The 18818-nt window shown below is 68.5% G+C and carries 17 protein-coding genes; 6 read left to right on the top strand and 11 right to left on the bottom strand.

Features of this window, described 5'->3' with window-relative positions:
• Position 1: 1 nt before the first annotated feature.
• From N7L95_RS12275 to N7L95_RS12260, 4 genes are read right to left on the bottom strand one after another with little or no spacing between them, the layout of a single operon-like run.
• On the bottom strand, positions 2 to 1741 hold the full coding sequence (locus N7L95_RS12275; protein ID WP_301255544.1) for a non-ribosomal peptide synthetase: 1740 nt from the start codon (positions 1739 to 1741) through the stop codon (positions 2 to 4).
• Complete coding sequence (locus N7L95_RS12270; RefSeq protein WP_301255543.1) at positions 1741 to 2685, bottom strand: 3-oxoacyl-[acyl-carrier-protein] synthase III C-terminal domain-containing protein; 945 nt, start codon at positions 2683 to 2685, stop codon at positions 1741 to 1743. The genes N7L95_RS12275 and N7L95_RS12270 overlap by 1 nt, the downstream gene beginning before the upstream one ends.
• Before the next feature lie 50 nt (positions 2686 to 2735).
• Entirely contained in the window at positions 2736 to 3203 is a 468-nt protein-coding gene (locus N7L95_RS12265) for a cupin domain-containing protein (protein WP_301255542.1), read from the bottom strand.
• Positions 3204 to 3255: 52 nt separating this feature from the next.
• Positions 3256 to 4227: a cupin-like domain-containing protein gene (locus N7L95_RS12260; protein WP_301255541.1), complete on the bottom strand. Its 972-nt coding sequence runs from the start codon at positions 4225 to 4227 to the stop codon at positions 3256 to 3258.
• A gap of 355 nt (positions 4228 to 4582) precedes the next feature.
• On the opposite strand from N7L95_RS12260, the gene N7L95_RS12255 reads away from it, so the two are divergent.
• Positions 4583 to 4867 carry a hypothetical protein gene (locus tag N7L95_RS12255; RefSeq protein WP_301255540.1) on the top strand — a complete coding sequence of 95 codons (285 nt, stop codon included), beginning with the start codon at positions 4583 to 4585 and terminating at the stop codon, positions 4865 to 4867.
• Between the two features lie 253 nt (positions 4868 to 5120).
• On the opposite strand, the gene N7L95_RS12250 is transcribed toward N7L95_RS12255, so the two are convergent.
• The 6 genes from N7L95_RS12250 to N7L95_RS12225 form a co-directional block, all read right to left on the bottom strand.
• Positions 5121 to 5702 (bottom strand): hypothetical protein, encoded by a 582-nt coding sequence (locus N7L95_RS12250; RefSeq protein ID WP_301255539.1) that lies wholly within the window; start codon positions 5700 to 5702, stop codon positions 5121 to 5123.
• A gap of 31 nt (positions 5703 to 5733) precedes the next feature.
• On the bottom strand, positions 5734 to 6525 hold the full coding sequence (locus N7L95_RS12245) for a DUF899 domain-containing protein (protein WP_301255538.1): 792 nt from the start codon (positions 6523 to 6525) through the stop codon (positions 5734 to 5736).
• Between the two features lie 273 nt (positions 6526 to 6798).
• Positions 6799 to 7476, bottom strand: a complete 678-nt coding sequence (locus N7L95_RS12240) for a Vgb family protein (RefSeq protein WP_301255537.1) — start codon at positions 7474 to 7476, stop codon at positions 6799 to 6801.
• A 44-nt stretch (positions 7477 to 7520) separates the two neighbouring features.
• On the bottom strand, positions 7521 to 8741 hold the full coding sequence (locus N7L95_RS12235) for a helix-turn-helix domain-containing protein (RefSeq protein WP_301255536.1): 1221 nt from the start codon (positions 8739 to 8741) through the stop codon (positions 7521 to 7523).
• 220 nt (positions 8742 to 8961) lie between these two features.
• Positions 8962 to 9732 carry an ATP-grasp domain-containing protein gene (locus N7L95_RS12230; RefSeq protein WP_301255535.1) on the bottom strand — a complete coding sequence of 257 codons (771 nt, stop codon included), beginning with the start codon at positions 9730 to 9732 and terminating at the stop codon, positions 8962 to 8964.
• An 805-nt stretch (positions 9733 to 10537) separates the two neighbouring features.
• Positions 10538 to 12064 (bottom strand): M20/M25/M40 family metallo-hydrolase, encoded by a 1527-nt coding sequence (locus N7L95_RS12225; protein ID WP_301255534.1) that lies wholly within the window; start codon positions 12062 to 12064, stop codon positions 10538 to 10540.
• A 929-nt stretch (positions 12065 to 12993) separates the two neighbouring features.
• Here N7L95_RS12225 and N7L95_RS12220 point away from each other — a divergent pair.
• From N7L95_RS12220 to N7L95_RS12205, 4 genes are all read left to right on the top strand, one after another.
• The gene (locus N7L95_RS12220; protein WP_435870015.1) at positions 12994 to 13533 is read left to right on the top strand and encodes a TRAP transporter small permease subunit; all 540 of its coding nucleotides are present in this window, start codon (positions 12994 to 12996) and stop codon (positions 13531 to 13533) included.
• Positions 13530 to 15068 carry a TRAP transporter large permease gene (locus tag N7L95_RS12215; RefSeq protein WP_301255533.1) on the top strand — a complete coding sequence of 513 codons (1539 nt, stop codon included), beginning with the start codon at positions 13530 to 13532 and terminating at the stop codon, positions 15066 to 15068. Before N7L95_RS12220 ends, N7L95_RS12215 begins: the two co-directional genes overlap by 4 nt.
• 11 nt (positions 15069 to 15079) lie before the next feature.
• Entirely contained in the window at positions 15080 to 15568 is a 489-nt protein-coding gene (locus N7L95_RS12210; protein WP_301255532.1) for a hypothetical protein, read from the top strand.
• A gap of 461 nt (positions 15569 to 16029) precedes the next feature.
• On the top strand, positions 16030 to 16746 hold the full coding sequence (locus N7L95_RS12205; RefSeq protein WP_301255531.1) for a PEP-CTERM sorting domain-containing protein: 717 nt from the start codon (positions 16030 to 16032) through the stop codon (positions 16744 to 16746).
• 294 nt (positions 16747 to 17040) lie between these two features.
• Here N7L95_RS12205 and N7L95_RS12200 read toward each other — a convergent pair whose 3' ends face one another.
• A complete protein-coding gene (locus N7L95_RS12200) occupies positions 17041 to 18030 on the bottom strand; it encodes a LysR family transcriptional regulator (protein ID WP_301255530.1) in 990 nt (329 codons plus the stop codon).
• A 227-nt stretch (positions 18031 to 18257) separates the two neighbouring features.
• On the opposite strand from N7L95_RS12200, the gene N7L95_RS12195 reads away from it, so the two are divergent.
• Positions 18258 to 18662: a RidA family protein gene (locus N7L95_RS12195; RefSeq protein WP_301255529.1), complete on the top strand. Its 405-nt coding sequence runs from the start codon at positions 18258 to 18260 to the stop codon at positions 18660 to 18662.
• Positions 18663 to 18818 lie beyond the last annotated feature (156 nt).

The raw sequence follows: 18818 nt of genomic DNA, 5'->3' as shown, positions 1-18818 counted from the left end.
ATCAACATGGTGTGTCCTGGCTTTCGCTGAGAGAGTGAAATAGAAACTCGATGGTCGGTTGTTTGAAGAAGTCGATGAAGCTGACCGAAGCGCCGAACCGACTCTCCACGGCGCTCAACAGATGCACGATGTCGATCGAGCTGCCGCCCAGCTCGCGGAAGTTGGACTGCAGGTGCAGGGCGGCCGCGTCGACGCCGAGTGCCTGGGCCCACAGCTCGGCAATCGGTGCGTGACGCGCATCGAGCGCATCGGCCGGGCCCCGGCCTGGATGGGTCGCTGCTGCCGGCTCGTGCGCCGGCAAGAGCGCGTGGTCCACCTTGCCGTTGCTCTTGTGAGGCAGGCGAGGCAGCGCGACGATGTGCTGCGGCACCTTGAAGCTGCTCAGGCGCTGCTCGAGCGCCGCCTTCAGCGCTTGCGCATCGAGCGGCTCCCCGGTGGCGACATAGGCGACGAGCGCGCCCTTGGGCGACAGCGTCACGGCCACCTCCCGGCAGCCCAGCGAGAGCAGCGCGCCCTCGATCTCCTCCAGCTCGATGCGATAGCCGCGTACCTTCACCTGGCGGTCCTTGCGGCCGATGAAATGAAGCTCACCGGCCTCGTCCAGCTCGACGATGTCGCCCGTCTTGTAGAGCACGCTGGCATCGAGGGCGCTGATCCGCACGAACTTGGCCGCCGTGCTGGCCGGGTCGCCGACATAGCCGGGCGACACCGCGAGCCCGGCTATGTGCAGCTCTCCGCGCCGGGCGGGGCGGCCCTCCTCGTCGAGGACGTGGGTGCGCACCCCGCTGATGGCGCGGCCGAGGTTCTTCGGCGAGGCCCCGGCATCCAGCAGCCGGCAGGTGGCCAGCACCGTGCACTCGGTGGGACCGTAGAGGTTGTAGAAGTGCCTGCCGGGCGCCCAGGCCTGCGTCACCTGCGGGCTGCAGGCCTCGCCACCGGTCAGCAGCGTGCCGATCGAGCGGAAGGCCAGAGGATCCAGCACGCCGAGCAGCGAGGGTGGCAGGAAGGCCTGGTCCACCCCGGTGCTTCGGCAGAACTCGGCCAGGGCGCCTGCCGCGAGCCGCTGCGTGGCGGTGGGGATGCACAGGGCACCGCCGCTCAACAGCGTGGGGAAGATGTCGAGGATGGAGGCGTCGAAATTGATGGTCGAGTACTGCAGCACCCGCGTGGTGGGCGACATCCCGAAGGCCTGCACCGCCCAGTCCACCAGGTTGAGCAGGTTGGCGTGGTGCACGGCAACGCCCTTCGGCTTCCCGGTGGAGCCGGAGGTGAAGATCGTGTAGCAGATGTCGGTCGGGATCGTTGCCGGCGGGGGCACCACCGCCGGCTCCGGCCCGGTGCCGGGCCGGCTGCGCTCCACGGCGAGGCCGGCGCATCCTTCAGGCAGCCCGCAGGATGTGCCCAGCGTGAGCACGAGCGGGCAGGCGCACCGCTCCATGATGTAGCGCTGGGTGTCCGGGGCCAGCTCCGGGTCCAGCGGCACATAGCTCGCGCCTGCAAGGAGGACCCCGACGATCGCGATGTAGAGGTCCGCACATTTCTCGATGCGGATGCCGATCACGTCCGTGGGTTGCACCGGCCGGCCCTTCTCGGCCTGGAACCACTGGTGCACCGCGTGGGCGACGCCGGCCGCATGGCGATGCAACTCGCCATAGCCGAGCGTCTCGGCATCCGACACCAGGGCCGGTCGGGCGGGATGCGCCTGGGCGATGCCCAGGAAGCGGGAGACGACGGTGTCCATCAGCAGGCCCTTTCGGTGGAGCGAGGCAGCTTCTGCAGGACGCAGGCGCCCCACTGGATGGGCCCGGTGCTGAACAGCAGGGCGGTGTCGCCGTCCTTCATGCCACCGGCCGCGGTCAGCTGGCTGAGGTTGATGAGGTTGTCTGCGCTGAAGCAGTGCGCGTGCGTGGCGATGGTCGACGTCCAGGCCTTTGCGAACGGGAGCCCGGCCAGCTGGCAATAGAGCCGGCTGATGTCGAGGGAATAGTTGTTGGTGATGAAGGCGTCGATGTCGCGCGGTGACAGGCCCGCCTGCTCATAGGTCTTCTGGAACAGGCGGGAGATCGTCTCGATCTCACTGTCGATCGAGGGCCGTGCGATCTGCTTGCCGTCATACAGGTTGACCACCTGCCCCAGCAGCCGGTAGTCCAGGCCCTCGGCGCTGTTGCCGATGACGCAGGCCGCGGCTGCATCGCCGGTGACATAGGTGAAGCTCGTGCCTTCGCCGTAGAGGCGCTGCAGCGGCCCCGCGGCCTGGTCGAAGCAGACAACCAGGATGCGGCTGCAGCTGCCCGCGCCCACCAGGCCGGCCGCCAGCCGGGCTGCCCAGTGGAAGCCGCCACAGCCCGTGATGCCGATGTGGTAGTGCACGGCCTGGTCGAGCTCGAGGCGCTCGTTCAGGTCTCCCAGCCAGGCAGGGTCGAGGTTGTTGCGGGCGTCCAGCGCGCTGGAGACAAGGAACACGGCATCGATCTGTCCGGGCCGCAGCGCCGCGCCGGCCAGGCAGGCGCGCATCGCCGCCTCCGCCAGTTCGAGGATGTCCGATGCATGGTGCGCATAGGTGTTGGCGCCGTGGTTGCCGGCGCGCAGCGAGGCGCAGATGGCGGGATCGGGAATCCCGTGCTCGATGGGTAGGAGCGTCCCGGCCGCATAGTGCGCCGCGCCTACGTAGACTTCACATGTCATCGGGTCTCGCAGTGTTGTTTCCCGGTGGGGACAGGACGGCCCTGGCGGGCTCAGTCCTTCCAGAACAGCGGATGGCGCACGACCACCTTGGACAAGGGTTCCGCTTGCTCCCAGATGCCCTTGAAGCCTTGCGGCAGGACGAACAGGTCACCGGCCGCGTAGTGGCGCGTGCTGCCGTCCGCTTCGGTGATGCTTACCCGGCCGGACACGATCTGGATGACCTCGGTCTCGGGCCAATGGAGGATCTGCAGCTTGACCGGATCGATCTCGCACACCTCGATGGCCGCCTGCTGCGTGCTCAGCACGTAGGGCACATGGCAGCGGTAAGAGAAATGAGTGCCGGCGAGGACCTGGTAGTGGGCCGGATCGGTGTCGGGCGCCTGTGTCGTCTTCACATGGTCGGGCACCCGCTTGGCGATTGGCACCGTCTTGCCGGTCTCGCTTGGCGGAGTCACCGCGCAGGCCGCCAGCAGCAGGGCTGGAGCCAGCGTGAGGGCCCGGACCCAGGCACCCGGCATGCGGGACCCTGGGGGGGCCGTCCTGGAAGTGGCGTCGCGCATCTGGATCGGGTCAGGAGACATAGTTGAGGTAGGGCTTGTAGAAGCGAAACAGCAGCTTCTCGGGCAGCTTGAGAACCAGGCCGAGGAACGAGATGAGGTTGTAGTAAAGCGCTTCCCTCGGCATGCCGCGATTGATGAAGCGGAAGCTGTCCATGACGCTGCTCGGCGTGTGGAAGTCGATATTGAAAGAAATGCAGGGATCGAGGCTGCGCACGTGGTGCAGCGTGCCCGGCGGAATGTAGAGAAGGTCGCCGGAATCGATGGTGACGGTCACCGGCCGGGCCTGCCGGTATTCAGGAAAGCGGGCCAGGTCGGGCGCTTCCGGATCGAGGTCGAACCAGCGCCATTGCCGGCGGCCACAGCGCTCGAAGTCGGAAGGCGGCAGCAGCGTCCAGGTCTTGCGGCCGCTCACCTGGAAAAAGAGGTTGTGGGTCCGCAACGTGTCGAAGTGCAGCTTGGTCACGCTGCCGGAGGGGCCCATGAAGAACTGGACATACTGGCTCCAGTTCGCCCGATAAAAACGGGGCAGCAGTGCTGGCTCGAACTGCGCCACGTCCTGCATCAGTTCCTCGAACATCTGGAAGATCGGCACGTCATGCCAATAAGCCGGGCGTGCACGGGGCGCCGAAGTTGCGAGTGATTCCTCATATTCCGTCAGGCTGTCCATATAGGAGGACAGGTCGGCTCGTTCCAGCACGATTTTTCCGTTACCGGGAAATGTTTTCGTCTGGATGCTCGTGTCGCCGAACCGCTGCTTGAAATACTCGGGTTTCCACTTCTGGGTGGCTCCCCAGTCCTTGCCATATCCTCGGACCAGCAGCGGCCTTCTTTTGGCGACAAAGTCGTTCCTGAATGCCGCGGGGTCGATGCTGCGCTCCAGAATTTCGATCTGCATCCGGTTTTCCTTGTTGTTCGATGTCATGGCCTGCCGATGCGCAGCCAGCCTGGTGGCTGGCGCTGCCCGCCTGGCGGAAATAGCCATCCCGGCGTCCGGGGCCGGTCGGCCGTGGCGTGAGGGGGCGGCGCGTCAGCGTCCGCGTGCAGGGAAGGTTGATTCCCTCAGGGCAGGGCCGGTGAGCGCGCCGGGGCGGGACTCAACGACCCGGGCCTGCGGCCTGGAGCGCCCGGCGGAACAGCCGTCAGCCGAATGGCGAATGGGTGGACACCATCGCGTGCCGCCGTCACGGCACCGCAAAAACGGCCGGAGCCGCGGCATGGGGAAAATCTGGAAAACATGGGGCAGGCGGGATTGTTTTATTGATTATCAAGACCGTCGCCAAATGTCGCGACGCAATGCCGCACCATCAGACCCGCCGCGCAGTGGATGAAAATGGCCGGTGGCCTATAAGCAACTGCGCCAGCCTGTCAAGCGATTCGATCAACTCTCCGAATGGAACCACTATATTTCAATCGGTTTCAGCGTGGACACCCCCTTTCGGGGGGATGATTGGCAGTTGTTTTTACACGTTCTGTTACTTGAATCTGGCGGGGTGAATGCTAGGGGTTATTGCCGAATGGCGCTTCGGTCCGTTTTGGTTCTCGAAAAACGGCGGGAAGAATTGCTTGTCACCTGTCAGTTCTTGCGGTGGTTTTTGCGCGGCATCGTGATAATGGTGCCGTGATCTTTGTGTTTGAGGTAATCGATCCCATTTAATGGGGCGGCCCTTCTTTCACCACAGAGAAATTGCCTGGCCTGCAGTGAATACCGGAAGCAGCGAGGCGAAAGGCAGTGCTGAACCGTGGCATGGGTTGCCGTGCGCGGGGGGCCGAGCTGGCAGGGCCGACCGGAGTCGCCCCATGCCAAGTAGCGTGCCGCCGGCACCGGACACCGGGCAGGGCCGGGCGTGCGGGGCGATCGCCGGCGACCGCGGCACATCACGGCGCGGGCTGCCGTCGAAGGGCGCGCAGGCAGGCGACTCCCGCGTTGGCGCTGCGGCACGCTACCCAGGTGAGGATGCCGGCCACCCCCAGCATCACCGCGGTGTGAATGCCGGCGGCCATGACGGTGAGCAGCAACGGATCAGTGCGGATGTCTGCGGCGGCAGCCGCCTGGCCGGTGCACAAGGAGGCGAGGGCGGGCAGCAGCAGCCAGCCGGCGCCATGGGCGACCGACATCATGAAAGACCAGGCGGCCAGCCCAGCCTGCCCGGCCGCCGGCACCCAGGCCGGCTTGAAGATGCGGCCCGGGCACCGGGCGGCCAGTGCCACTGCGAGCAAGCCAAGCGCCGCAGCCTGCAGCCAGCCGCGGTCCATCGACCAGCCGAGCGCCGCCGCGGCCGCCACCCAGACGACCGAGGCAGCGTGCCCGGCGGCGATCGCCATCAAGGCTCGCCCTGCATGCCTGCGGTCGCCAGAGCGCAGGCCGCAGGCGGCGGCGAACATCCAGCCATTGACCGGGTTCAGCCCATGCAGCGCACCGGCGCCTGCGATGGCGAGCCAGGGCCAGATGCTGTCCATCAGTGGCTTGCCTGCCCGAGGGGACCGCAGGTCAGGCCGAGGCCTTGCAGCACGCCGCGGCCGCTGGCGTGGCCTGGCCGGCGAGGGGCGGAGAGGGGTAGCGGTCGTGGTGGCGCACCCACGCCATCGGGTCATCGTGCGGATCTTCGTCGCGGCCCTTGGGCACCAGGTCGAGCAGTGGGTAGGTGCCCATCATCACCTCCACGCCTCGGCCATAGGTGGAGTAGGTATGGAAGACATCGCCCGCCTCGTCCCTGTAGAACACGCTGATCCCCGGCGCTTCGGGCTGCGGGAAGGGCTGGACGACGTAGTTGTAGTTAACCCCGCCGCTGGCCATCTCCTGCGGCGTGAAGCTGACGCCGAAGTCGTGGTTGAAGTCGCTGCCGTGGGACGACACCCATCTGAACTGCCAGCCCATGCGCTGGCGGAACCGCATGATCTCGCCGAGCGGGGCGCGCGACACGACCAGCAGCGCCAAGTCGCGTTGGGCCAGGTGGGGCCGGGCGCCGTCCAGGTGGTCAGCCATGAAGGAGCAGCTCTTGCAGCCCTGGTCCCAGCCGGGCGCGAACATGAAGTGCTGCACCAGCAGTTGGTGGTGGCCTTCGAACAGCTCGGCCAGCCGGCGCGGGCCCTCGGGCGTGGCAAAGACGTAGGGCTTCTCCACACGCACCCACGGCAGTGCGCGCCGCTCACTGGCGATCTGGTCGCGCAGCTGCGTCAACTCCTTCTCGCGGGCCAGCAGGGCCTTGCGGGCGGTGACCCACTGGTCGCGTGGGACGACGGGATGGCCGGAAGTGCTCGGGCGGGCAATGGTGGTGTTCATGGTTCACTCCTGGGCTCGACGAGCCGTTGCGTTACTGGGGTCGATGCGGCAGCTTCGGCCCCGGGTGCCGCTCGTGCCGTTGGCAGAGGCAGGAAAGCCGGCAACCGGGCGCTGTCTCGCCCGGTTGCGCGGGGACGCCGGGGGTGATCGGGCGGCGTCCATGAAGGGGCGGGCACCGTGGGCCCCGCCTGGGTTGGCGCAGCGGCCGTGCCGCTGAAGGATCGGCTGCAGCCGGTCCTTGGGCGCTTCAGCGGGTGGCCGGGCGCTGCACGGTCAGGCAGCCCCTGGCTTCGGGCGCCGCACTGCACGCACCTTGCCGCTCGCTCCGCCGCCGCAGTAGAAGAGCCCGTCACCGTCGGACTCCAGCCCGCTGACGCCGGTGCCGCTTGGCATCGTGAGCCGCTCGATCACGGCACCGCTGCCGGGGTCGATGCGGCGGACCTCGCTCTCGCCGCCTTCCCAGGTGCCATGCCACAGCTCGCCGTCGACCCAGGTCACACCGGTGACAAAGCGGTCGCACTCGATGGTGCGCAGGACCGCGCCGGTGGCCGGGTCGACCTGGTGGATCCGGCGATCACGGTACTGTCCGACCCACAGGCTGCCTTCGGCCCAGGTGAGGCCCGAGTGGCTGCCGTGGCCGGGCGCCGGAATCGATGCCACCACCTTGCCGGAGGCGGGCTCGATCTTGTCGATGCGCGCCTCGGCGATCTGGTAGAGGTGCGTCCCGTCGAAGGCCGTGCCGGCGTCGCAGGCGCAGTCGAGCGCTGCGGTGGGCTCGCCGCTGCCGGGATCGAAGGCCAGCAGCCGGGCGCCGGTGGCGGCCCAGACGCGGTGTCCGTCGTGGGTGACGCCATGGATGCACTCGGCGTCGGGGAAGGGGCCGTACTCGCGCACGATCTCCGCGGCATGAGCGGGGGCGGGGGGGCGGTGGGGGTCTGTCCTGGATGTCATTGCCGGTGTCCTTGCGCGCCGTCGGGTGGCGCGACAGGATCACTCTACGCAGGCGGCAGCGCAGCGGGGAGTAACAAGATCGTCGTGAATCCGGCCAGCGGCGGCGACAGCCAGCGCTGCGCGCGGCCCTGCCCGATCGAGCGCACCCGCCCCGCATCTTCCAGCTCGGCCAGCGCTCGTTGCACCGTGCGCTGGCTGGCGCCCAGCGCCAGGGCCAGGGCCGATGTCGACCACGGAGCACCGTCGCAGAGCAGTGCCAGCAGCGCTCCCTGCTGGCCATCGATGGGTGGCGCGAGGACGACGACCTCGCGCCCGTCACGGGGCTGCAGGGCAAAGCCCCGCTCACTCGCTTCGATATCGGCCAGCCCTGCCAGCACGGCGCGCAACCGCCCGATCTCGACGCGCAGGCGGGCACGGTGTGTTTCGTCCGGCTGGCGAAAGCCGAAGGCGGATGCGATCAGGACGGGGCGTGCCACGTCCGCGGGCCAGGCCTGCGCCAGCGCTTGGGCGAGCGCGAACAGCACCGGCCGGCGCGCCAGGGACCGCCACTGTGCACCCGCCCTCAGGCCGCGGCGGCAGGCATCGACCACCAGCGCCCCGGAGGCCAGCAGCGTCGCCACCTCGTCGAGGCGCAGCGGCTGCTCCGCACCGCTGCGAAGCTGCCGCGCGGCGGGACGGTCCAGCAGGCTGCGCGCTTGCGCCACTTCGGCCAGCAGCGCCGGTACACGGGCGCGTTGCGCTGCCTCCCCGGCGCGTGTGAGTGCCGCGCCTGCCGCGCCGGTGTGCAGGGAGCGCAGTGCGAGCTCTGCCGCGGCCAGGGCGGCCAGGGCCTCGAGCGCAGCGGGGAGGCCCTGCGTGTCCAGCCCGGCGAGCGCCGCGGCGGCCTCGTCCAGGCGGCCCAGCAGCAAGAGCCGGCGTGCCGCGATCAGCCGGGCCTGCGCTGCATTGGCGCGGTCGGCCCGTGCTTCCAGCATGGCCGCCGCGGCGCCCAGCGAGCGGGGCGAGCCGGCAAGGTCGCGCATGGCCAGTGCCACCTCGGCCTCGGCCACCACGCAGCGGGCGCGGGCCAGCTCCTCGTGGCTGCCGAAGCGGCGGGCAGCGAGTCGCAGCAGTTCGCGGGCGCGCACGTGCTCGCCGAGCTGTGCCATGGCAATGCCCCGCAAGGCGAGTGCGGGCGGGTCGTCGCGCAGGGCGACGCGCTTGAGTGCGCCCAGCGCGTCGCCGGTGGCCAGCGCGCGGGCGGCGGCAGCGATCAGTGCATCCATGCCGGCCGGCGATGCCGAGGGAGGACGCTGCCCTCTCGCTGCGAGCAGCCGAGGCGGCCGCCCAAGGCCAGGTGGCCATGGACCGCGCGACCGCGGTGGCGATGGGGCGCGGGCACGCCACGTCGCCCCCTGCGGGGGGTCACCCGGTTGTCGGTCGTCCTCGCCATGGTGGGCGCATTATGGTTCGGCGGTCAGGGTGCGTGGCCCCGGCGGCGGCGACTCAGCCGAGTGCGTTGATGGCGTTCACGAACGTCCCCAGGTCGCAGGCATAGAAGCGGCTGGCGTTGATGGCATTGATCTCCAGCACCTTCAATCCGTCCGGCGTGTCGGCGACGTCTAGGCAGAAGGCCCGGTTCGGGCACCAGATGTCGGCGCAGGCCTGTGCGAAGCGCCGCACCCGGTCATCGACCCGCGCGTCCTGGCAGACGCTCGCGCCCCGCCGGTACAGCGAGCCGGAGATCACCCGCGCATCGACCACCTGGAAGCGGTATTCGGCATGCAGCGGCTTCGGCCGGGCGATGACGATCGGATCGTCGCCCGTCAGGGTGGAGTGCGTGTGCGGGCGGTCGGGCTTCATGACACTCGCCTGCCAGTGGCTGAATTCGGCTTTTGTCATGACCTGGCCGGGGAACTGCTTGTCGTCGTCGACCGGCCTGACGAAAGCCGCGTCTGCGCCCAGGCACGCATCCTTGAGGGGCGCGACTCTTGCGTCCGCGTTCAGCATGCGCGGGCCGTAGTGCTGCAGCAGCAGGCGGTAGTCAAGGTTCTGGTCAAAGTAGCCGGGCGACCAGCCCTTGCGCCGGGCCACATGGCGCAAGCCGGTGCTGCCGCACACGAACACCGGCCCCGACACCTCGACGTCCGGCTCGATCTCGTGGGTGAAGGGGCGCAGGTGGACCACGGCATGAGGCACCTGCTGCACGACGAGCTGGTCCTGCAGCGACTGGAATGCGGGTTCGTTGAACAGGTTCTTCTGCAGGATCCAGAACATGGTCGTCTCTCTCTAGGTCAAGCCGGCGCAGCGGCTCCCAAGGCGCACAGGGCGGGGCCCTGCCGGGCTGCCCGAAGGTGAATCGGTCCGCCGAGGCGGGGCATCTCCTGTCGCGGTGCATGGTCTGCGCCGTTCAGGCAGCTTGGGCTCAGGGCAGCGCGAAGGCGCTGCCCACCCATGCTGCGGGACGCCCGCAAGGCAGCCCCGGCGCGCTGCCGCGCAGGCCTTGTCGAGGCCCGGCGATCGGTGGGGCCGTCGAGGGCTGCCTCCGGGGGAGTCGCATCGCACGCGACCACCACGCAATCAACACGCAATCAGGCGCGATGCCGGACACCTGCGCGCCACCGCAGCAGTCCGGGATGCTGCGCGGCTTCAAGCACCTGCAGGCGAGCGGCTCACGGCGGGCACTTGCCAGAACCGTGAACCCCCTGGCGCCAGCCAGCGGGCTGCGGCGAGGGATGGCACTGTAAAGAGTCTTCACTGCCTGGTCAAGCGACCGCCCCGGCGCTGCCCGCATCAGTGGCTCGATGGTGACGGCCTGGCCGGCCAGGGAAGGGTGTGCAGGAGGCGTGATCGACCGGGCTGCCTGGCAGCGTGGCCAGGCGCCCGGTGTCCGGGGATGCGGGTCCACAGCCGATGGCCGGATCGGCACTTGCGTCGTCGGCGCCCTGCTCTACCGGTGCATTGACCCGGAGGGGCACCGGCCCCGCTCGGTGGGCGCGCGAAAGCGCGTCCGGCGAGGCGGGTCGGGACCCGCCTCGTGCAGGCGGGCCGGGCCGCAGCGGCCCGGCCGTTCCGGTTCTCCCTACTGCGGCCGGTAGCTCACGCTGAGGTTGTAGCTGCCCGCGGTGTACCCCTTGAGCAGCACATACACGTCGCCGTTCGCGGTGATGTTGATGCTGCAGGTCTCCGAGGCGGTGCTGCCGTCCGACTTGCAGTCATAGCTGCTGGTCGTCGGCACGCTGCTGCGCTTGGCATAGAGGTCGATGTCGCCGGTGCCGGTGGTGCTGGCCTTGAAGGTGCTGCCCGCAGCTGCCTTGAACGGACCGAAGCTCTTCGTCTGGCTGCGGGTCAGGCTGCCGCTGAAGGTTTCCACCTTGTCGGGCAGGCCCGGGCCGTCGCTGCCCAGCTCCACCATGTAGGCCAGCGCCATGCGGGCGAACTTCACCGAATGCTCGGCATTGCTGCCGGTGTTCTCATAGGTGTCGTTCGCGGTGTGGATGTAGGGATCGCTCTCGCTCATGGCCGCCTCGAAGGGCATGGAGGCGGCATAACCCTGGGCGTTCCACGATGCATGGTCGGAGCAGCCGTAGCCGCAGCGGTCGCTGCCTATCGTCACATTCGGCAGGTAGGTGCGGATCAGGTTGGTGACGAAGGTGTTCTGCTGGCTGTCGGTGTAGTCGGTGTAGATGTAGATGTCGTTGACCGACCCCTTGTAGTTGGTCATGTCCAGCTGCATCACCCCCACCACGTTGACGCCGGCGTTGGCATGGCTCCTGGCGATCTCCTGCGAGCCGCGCAGGCCCACTTCCTCCGCGGCATAGGCCATGAACTTCAGCGTGCGGCGTGGCTTGTAGCCATTGGCCACCAGCGTGCGGAACACCTCGGTCAGGCTGGCCACGCCGGAGGCGTCGTCATCGGCGCCCGGTGCGCGGGTGGATTCCCCGGTGCCTGCCTGGTTGATGGAGTCCAGGTGGCCGCCCAGCACCACCACTTCATCCGGGTTGTCGGTGCCGCGTATGGTGGCGATCACCGACTTCTGCTTCCAGTTGGGGTGGCTGAACTGCTCCACGGTGATGTCGCTGCGCCCGTTGGCCAGCGTGGTCCAGCGCTGCTTCAGCCAGTTGGAGGCGTTGACGCCGGCGCTCGTCTGGTAGTGCCGGTTCACGAAGCTGGACAGGTCGATGATGGTCTGTCCGATGTTGCTGGCCTGTACCTGGGGCAGCATCGGCGTGACCAGGCTCTGCTGGTCGATCACATAGCTCGGCCTGGTGGCGGCGGCCGCCGTCACCCGCCGCGCGGCGCCCGACTGGCGCTGCAGGGTGGCCAGGCCTTCGGCCTGGCTGGCGTGGTACATGAAGCCGCCGCAGCGGCGCAGCTCATGGTGCACCGAGGCCGAGAGCTTGGCCAGGTCGTCCTCGTCCACCTGCACCAGGTGGACCCCCTCCGCAGCAGCGGCCGCCGCGACAGCAGCGCCCTCGAGCGGTGCCGGCCGGGCCTGCACGCTGGCAGCGACGGCGGCGGTGGTGTGTTTCTGCAGTTGGGCCAGGGCGGCATCGCCCAGGCTGATCCAGACTTTCTCGCCGGCATGGGCGGCGGAGCAAAGCGCCAAGAGGCCGGCACATGCAACGGCCACGGGATGAAAACGCATCACGATTCCCCGAACAAGATGAATGAACTCGGGATCAGTGCCAGGCAAGCTCGTGACTCCCCTGACATCGAGCGTCCCGAACGCGGGCTAGCTGTGAATGTTGTCAGCGAGCTCGCCGATCCTAGGGTTTACCTGTCGGGGTCAACCCAGGGTTTTCGGCAGTAGGAGAGCCAATCTGTAAGGGTTGTCAGGTGTGTTCGGGGGCGGAATTCGGGCAGACACTTTCCAAGTCAAGGGCGGTCCGTGAGGTCAATGATCAGCATAGACAGGAAGGACGGCACGACGGCTCACGAAGCATGTCCTTGGGCGGCGCCGCAGCGGACCGCGGTGCCGTGCCGCCCGCGGGAAGAGAAGGCGGCATGGGGTTGCCGGAGCAACACCGACGGCCGGTCGCCGCCGAAGACATGAACAACGGAGCAGGCTCCTGAAGATCTGAAGCAAGCCGGTGGATGCGCCGAGCTGCACCGGCCAAGCGGGCGGCAGGCGATGGGTCGTACCGGCCGGCGCTCGCGCGCCTCAGCGTGCCGGGGCCGCGGACAGGGTTGGAGATCGCGCTGACCCACCATGGCGGCGCGGCCGCCGACAACGCGGGCTGTGCTGCGGGCAGGGGCGCGGCCGCGCTCCTCGCAGCGCCAGGAGGCCGGCTGCGCTCCGCGGTGGAGCGACAACTTCGTCCGGCGTGCCGCGGTGTCGGCAGCGCCGTTCATGCACACCTTCCGACCCCGTCCGCCCCGGCTTGCCAGGCCGCCGGAGCACGCCTCCCAAGGAGGCAGTACTTTCCCCAGGCCGGGCGATTTTTCAGGCAGGGTTCAGCTTTTTAACCCTACAGTGGCGCCCGACATCAGGTAGCGCTCTTGACGCTGCCGGGCACCCATCGAGGAGACATCGTCGTGCCAATCTTGCTTCGGTTCACACGATTCGTGGATGCCATCACCGACCTGTTCGCCGGCTTCGCGCAGGTGGCGGTCGTGGCCTCCTGCTTCATCAGCGCAGGCAATGCGGCCATCCGCTATTCGTTCAGCATCAGCTCGAACGCCTGGCTGGAGATCCAGTGGTACCTCTTCGCGGCGTGCGTGATGCTCGGCGCGGCGCAGGTGCTCCGGCTCAACGAGCATGTGCGGGTGGACGTGTTCTACGGCCGCCTCTCGGGCAAGGCCAAGGTGTTGGTCGACCTCTTCGGCCTGGTCTTCTTCCTGGTGCCGGTGATGCTGGTGATGCTGGCCTACGCGGTGCCGATGTTCATCCAGTTCTATGTCAGCGGCGAGGTCTCGGGCAATGCCGGGGGCCTGGTGCGCTGGCCTGCGGTGCTGATGCTGCCGCTGGGCTTCTCCCTTGTCCTGCTGCAGGGGGTGAGCGAAATCATCAAGCGTGTCGCGTGGCTGTTCCACCGCTATGACATGGACACCCACTACGAAAGGCCGCTGCAATGAGCATGGAGAACTTCGCCCCCCTGATGTTCGGGGGGCTCATCCTGGTCATGCTCATCGGCTTCCCGGTGGCCTTCTCGCTGGCGGCGCTGGGCCTGCTGTGCGGCTTCATCGCCATCAACATGGGCTGGTTCCCGGAAGCCTTCATGGCGAACCTGCCGCTCAATGTGTTCGGCATCCTGTCGAATGACCTGCTGCTGGCGATTCCCTTCTTCACGCTGATGGGGGCCATCCTCGAGAAGTGCGGGCTGGCCGAGGACATGCTCGACTCCATGGGCCAGCTCTTCGGCCCGGTGCGTGGCGGCCTGGGCTACTCGGTGATCATCGTCGGCTTCATCCTCGGCGCCATCACCGGCACGGTGGCCGGGCAGGTCATTGCCATGGCCATGATCTCGCTGCCGGTGATGATGCGCTACGGCTACAACATGCGCTATGCCACGGGCGTGCTGGCGGCGTCGGGCACCATCACGCAGCTGGTGCCGCCGTCGCTGGTGCTGGTGGTGCTGGCCGACCAGCTGGGCCGCTCGGTGGGCGACATGTACAAGGGCGCCTGGGGCCCGTCCATCCTGCAGGTGCTGCTGTTCGCGCTCTACACCTTCCTGTTGAGCCGCTTCCGGCCCCACTACGTGCCCGGCGTGCCGGTGTCGGCCCGCACCCTGCAGGGCTGGGCGCTGTGGAAGAAGTGCCTGCGCGGCATCATTCCCTCGGCCATCCTGATCTTCGCGGTGCTGGGCAGCATGGGCGGGCTACCGGGCATCACCACCGCGGTGGCGACGCCGACCGAGGCCGGTGCCATGGGCGCCGTCGGTGCCTTCATCCTCGCGGCCCTGCACAAGCGCCTGAACTGGTCGCTGGTGCGCGACGCCATGGCCGGCACGATGCGCATCACCGCGATGGTGGTGTTCATCCTGATCGGCTCGCGGGTGTTCTCGCTGGTCTTCCAGGGGGTCGACGGCGCGAAGTGGATCGAGCACATGCTGTCCAACCTGCCGGGCGGGCAGGTCGGCTTCCTGATCGTGGTGAACGTCTTCATCTTCTTCCTGGCGTTCTTCCTCGACTTCTTCGAGATTGCCTTCATCATCCTGCCGATGCTCGGCCCGGTGGCCGACAAGATGGGCATCGACCTGGTGTGGTTCGGCGTGATGCTCTGCGTGAACATGCAGACCAGCTTCATGCACCCGCCCTTCGGCTTCGCGCTGTTCTACCTGCGCGGGATCTCCGACACGCTGTTCAAGAACGGCAGCATCCCGCACCGGGTCGAGTCCAAGGACATCTACCTCGGCTCCATTCCCTGGGTGGTGCTGCAGCTGCTGCTGGTGGTGATCGTCATCTTCGTGCCGCAGACCGTCACCGTCTTCCTCGACAAGCCGGAAGCGGTCGACCTGGACAAGGTGACCATCGAGGCGCCGGTGGATGATCCCTATGCCACGCCGGAAGACGGCGCGGCCAGCGATGTGATGCAAGGCTTCGAGGTACCGCCGCCGGACGCGGGCGAAACGCCGCCCAGCATGCCGGAGGAACCGGCCTCGGCACCCTGAGGGCGACAGGCATGTCCGAAGCACTGGCAGCCGGCGTGGCGTCGTCCGCGTCCGCACCCCACCTGGGTCCCTCGGGCAGTGCCTGCGAGGGCCCGGCCTTCCCGCTGGCGATCAAGCTGCTGGCCGGCGCGCTGGTACTGGCCGTGCTGTGGCAGGGCGGGCTGGCCTTTGGCGAACTGCAGCGGCAGGACTGGCCGGCGGGCGTCCACCTGTTCCTGCTGCTGGTGGCCGCCGGTGTCCTGGTGGCCTATGCCAGCCTGCTGCAGAGCCGCACCCGCATCGATGCCAGCCACATCCGCCAGACCGGCTTGTGGTCGAAGGAGGTGGCGCTGGCAGACGTGGTGCAGGTCAAGTTCATCTACCTGCCCTACCTGAGCTGGCTGCTGGTGCCGCGCCTGGTGCTGAAGCTGCGCACCGGGCGCAGCGTGGTGGTCCAGAGCGCCGACGTGCAGGTGCTGCGCGCCTTTGCGCGGCTCACCTACGGCGCGCTCTGGGACTAGCACCGGCATAGCGACCCGCTCGTGCGGCCCGCCCGGGCCATGGCACGGCGTGCGCAGGGGAGATGCCGGCGCCACGTCATCCGCACTGGCGTTGGCAGGCAAAGCCGGCCCTGGCCTGGCCGCTGACGCCTCCGTACCGGTTCAACACATTCAGGCCGTCCCGCAGCAGGGAGCCGGTGTCGCCGCCCTGACGCTAGTTGCGCCCCTGGTTGCTGTCCCAATCGGTGCAAGCTGCCAGCACGGTCTTCGCCCGCGATCGATTCCGCCGGTGCTGCTGATGCAGGAGCGCGGGCGCCCGCCGCCACCCGGCAGCAAGCGCGCCCCCCGTTCGAGTGGGTCGGGCACGATGGCGCCGGTGTAGCGTCGAAGCCGCTCCTTCACTGCCTTGATGCCGTGCACAGTTCGCGACTGCAGCAGGGCGCAAGGATGGACGGCTCCTCACCCTTGCCCGGGAAACAACCATGTTGACTGTTGCCAGAGCTTGCGCCCTCGTGCTCACACTCGCGTCGAGCGGCCACGCCGCTGCCGCCCTTGAAGGGCGCGACCTCGGCGGCGGCAGCGCCTTCGATGCGTATTACGACACCGAGCTCGACATCACTTGGCTGGCCGACGCGAACCTCGCCGGCACCACCGGCTATACCGAGGGCGGCTGGATGGACTGGCAGACCGCGATGGACTGGGTGTCCAGCCTCGATGTGCATGGCGTCAAGGGGTGGCGGCTGCCGCAGATCCACGTCCCGGAGGGCGTGCCGCACTCCGACTTCTTCGGCCAGGCGGAAACCGGCGTGGGCTGGGGAAAGGCGTCCGAACTGGGGCACATGTTCTATGTGACGCTCGGCAATTCCGCCTACGACCCACCGGGAGGCGACCCGGGTTGCAGCCCGGAGGGGTGCGCGCTGCAGAACAGCGGGCCTTTCACCAACCTGGTGGCCTCCGTGGCTTACTGGACCGGAACGCTGTACCCCAAAAGGCCGTATCCGGGGAGCACGCAGTCGGCGTGGATGTTCGAGACATGGAACGGGCGGCAGATCGACTACTCGCTCGATACGCCCTTGATCGCCTGGGCCGTGCACCCGGGCGACGTGGTGGCCGTCCCCGAACCGCAGACGGTCGCGCTGCTCGCTGCCGGCTTCGCCGCCATCCTGTGGCGGCGCCAGCGGGCGCAGCGGCCACAGTGACCTGACGGCGGCCGTCGCGCTGCACGTGGAGATGCATGTCCCCCGACCCGCGCCGTGCGAGGCGGCGGGCAGCCGCGTGATGATGGCTGCCTCAGCCGTCTCAAGGCCAGGGCCGAAAAGCCGCAGCAGCGAGCGCGGCCGCGCGCCAGGTGCAAGGAGCGGCGCAGGCCGCCCCTCGTTGCACCTTGGCAGAAGCGTCCACGGCCACTCGCCGCCGGTGCCGGGTGCCGGGTGCCGGCACCATGGCACAGCGGGACGCCCGGCATTTTCAAGGGAGGGCGATGCGGCCGTGCGTCATCGCAGTGCAGATGAAGGCCGGCCTTGCGGCGGGTCGCTTGTGTCGCCGGTCCGGGGCGCGTGCCGGTCGGCGCGCGCACTCACCGGCGCATGCTGCAGCATCAGTGCGGCCACCCAGTCGACGAACACCCGCAGCTTGGCGCTGACATGCCGGTTCGGCGGGAACGCGATGTACAGCGGCATCGGCTCCACATGCCAGTCGGCGAACACGGGCACCAGCTCGCCGCGGGCCACATGGGCCTTCGCCATGTAGTGCGGCAGCCAGAGAACACCCATGCCGGCGAGGCCGGCCGCCAGGTAGGCATTGCCGTCATCGACCGCGACCACGTAGCGGCCCTGCACCTCGACCTGCTCGGTTTGGCGTCGCATGGTGATGCGGACCACCCTGCCGCTGCGGGCACTCAGGAAGCCGACGATGCGCTGGTGCGTGTCTTCCAGATCGCGCGGATGCGCGGGCGTGCCGGCCTGTTCCAGATAGCCGGGCGCCGCATAGACGCCCAGCTGCAGCTCGCCGACACGGCGGGCGAGCAGCGAGGAGTCGGTCAGCTCGCCCCCGCGCAGCACGCAGTCGACGTTGTCGCCGATCAGGTCCACCATCCGGTCGCTGACGCCCATGTCCAGCTGGATCTCGGGGTAGCGCGCGTGGAACGCCGGCAGTGCGGGCATCAGGATCAGGCGGGCGAGCGGACTCGGCACGTCCACCCGCAAGCGGCCCCTCGGCGAGGCGGCAGCGCCGGACAGGCTGGTGTCGGCATCTTCCAGGTCGGCCAGCACGCGCACCACGCGCTCGTAGTACGCCGCGCCGTCGGCAGTCAGCCCGACCCGGCGCGTGGTGCGATTGAGCAGCTTGACCCGCAGCCGTGCCTCCAGCTGCTGCACCAGTTGCGTCACGCTGGTCTTGTTCATGTGCAGCGTCTGCGCGGCCTTGGTGAAGCTGCCTGCTTCCACCACGCGAACGAAGGCCCGCAGCGCATCGAAACGGTCCATCCCGGCTCCTGGCGCCTCGAAGATTGTTTGGATTGTGCAAACAGTGATTGTGCGTCTTGCTGGTCTATCGGCAGGAGATGCGCCCTTAGAGTGCCTTCACCGCAGCAGCCATGCGCAACGGCTGCCGGTGCAAACCGCAGGGCCCGTTCTTCCAGCGCAGGCAAGACGCGCCGCATCGCCCGGACCCGGGCGCAAGCCGATTCTCATCCATCTGAAAGAGGTGATTCATGTCTGCACGAGATGCCGTGTTCCCGGCTGGCCGCCAGGCCTTGTACGAAAAGAACCGCTACTCGCCAGCCATCCGCTCCAATGGCTTTCTGTTCGTCTCGGGGCAGGTGGGCAGCCGGCCGGACGGGTCGCCCGAGCCCGAGCTGGAGGCACAGGTCCGGCTCGCGTTCGAGAACCTGAACGCCATCCTGTCGGCTGCCGGCTGCACCTTCCGGGACGTGGTCGACGTGACCCTCTTCATCGTCGATCCTGCTTCCAAGCTCGAGCCCATCTGGAAGGTCGTCGGCGAGTACTGGGGCGATGCGCCGCATCCAACGCTCACAGGTGTGGGTGTGACGTGGCTCTATGGCTTCGAGTTCGAGATCAAGGTGATCGCGAAGCTGCCCGAGACCAGCGCCGGCTGACCCGGCCGGCGCGTGGGCCGCCGCCGCGCTTGCGGGCCGGCTCCGCTGCGCGTGCCGGGCCCCGTGCGGGGGCCGACGCGGCCGGTTCGGTGCGCTTGCCCGGGCGGATGCCGCGTTGCCGGCCGGCCCATGTGCCTGCCGCAACGCACTGCTACC

This window comes from Eleftheria terrae (genome assembly GCF_030419005.1).
In the GTDB taxonomy this organism is placed as follows: Bacteria; Pseudomonadota; Gammaproteobacteria; order Burkholderiales; family Burkholderiaceae_C; genus Caldimonas; species Caldimonas terrae.
Note: the sequence above shows the minus strand (reverse complement) of the source record. Positions and strands in the feature narration are given on the sequence as shown.

What these genes read in the sequence shown, in the direction of transcription:
- N7L95_RS12275 (WP_301255544.1), bottom strand. Translation starts at nt 1,741, where the DNA reads ATGGACACCGTCGTCTCCCGCTTCCTGGGCATCGCCCAGGCGCATCCC.
- N7L95_RS12270 (WP_301255543.1), bottom strand. Translation starts at nt 2,685, where the DNA reads ATGACATGTGAAGTCTACGTAGGCGCGGCGCACTATGCGGCCGGGACG.
- N7L95_RS12265 (WP_301255542.1), bottom strand. Translation starts at nt 3,203, where the DNA reads ATGCCGGGTGCCTGGGTCCGGGCCCTCACGCTGGCTCCAGCCCTGCTG.
- N7L95_RS12260 (WP_301255541.1), bottom strand. Translation starts at nt 4,227, where the DNA reads ATGGCTATTTCCGCCAGGCGGGCAGCGCCAGCCACCAGGCTGGCTGCG.
- N7L95_RS12250 (WP_301255539.1), bottom strand. Translation starts at nt 5,702, where the DNA reads ATGGACAGCATCTGGCCCTGGCTCGCCATCGCAGGCGCCGGTGCGCTG.
- N7L95_RS12245 (WP_301255538.1), bottom strand. Translation starts at nt 6,525, where the DNA reads ATGAACACCACCATTGCCCGCCCGAGCACTTCCGGCCATCCCGTCGTC.
- N7L95_RS12240 (WP_301255537.1), bottom strand. Translation starts at nt 7,476, where the DNA reads ATGACATCCAGGACAGACCCCCACCGCCCCCCCGCCCCCGCTCATGCC.
- N7L95_RS12235 (WP_301255536.1), bottom strand. Translation starts at nt 8,741, where the DNA reads ATGGATGCACTGATCGCTGCCGCCGCCCGCGCGCTGGCCACCGGCGAC.
- N7L95_RS12230 (WP_301255535.1), bottom strand. Translation starts at nt 9,732, where the DNA reads ATGTTCTGGATCCTGCAGAAGAACCTGTTCAACGAACCCGCATTCCAG.
- N7L95_RS12215 (WP_301255533.1), top strand. Translation starts at nt 13,530, where the DNA reads ATGAGCATGGAGAACTTCGCCCCCCTGATGTTCGGGGGGCTCATCCTG.
- N7L95_RS12210 (WP_301255532.1), top strand. Translation starts at nt 15,080, where the DNA reads ATGTCCGAAGCACTGGCAGCCGGCGTGGCGTCGTCCGCGTCCGCACCC.
- N7L95_RS12205 (WP_301255531.1), top strand. Translation starts at nt 16,030, where the DNA reads ATGTTGACTGTTGCCAGAGCTTGCGCCCTCGTGCTCACACTCGCGTCG.
- N7L95_RS12200 (WP_301255530.1), bottom strand. Translation starts at nt 18,030, where the DNA reads ATGGACCGTTTCGATGCGCTGCGGGCCTTCGTTCGCGTGGTGGAAGCA.
- N7L95_RS12195 (WP_301255529.1), top strand. Translation starts at nt 18,258, where the DNA reads ATGTCTGCACGAGATGCCGTGTTCCCGGCTGGCCGCCAGGCCTTGTAC.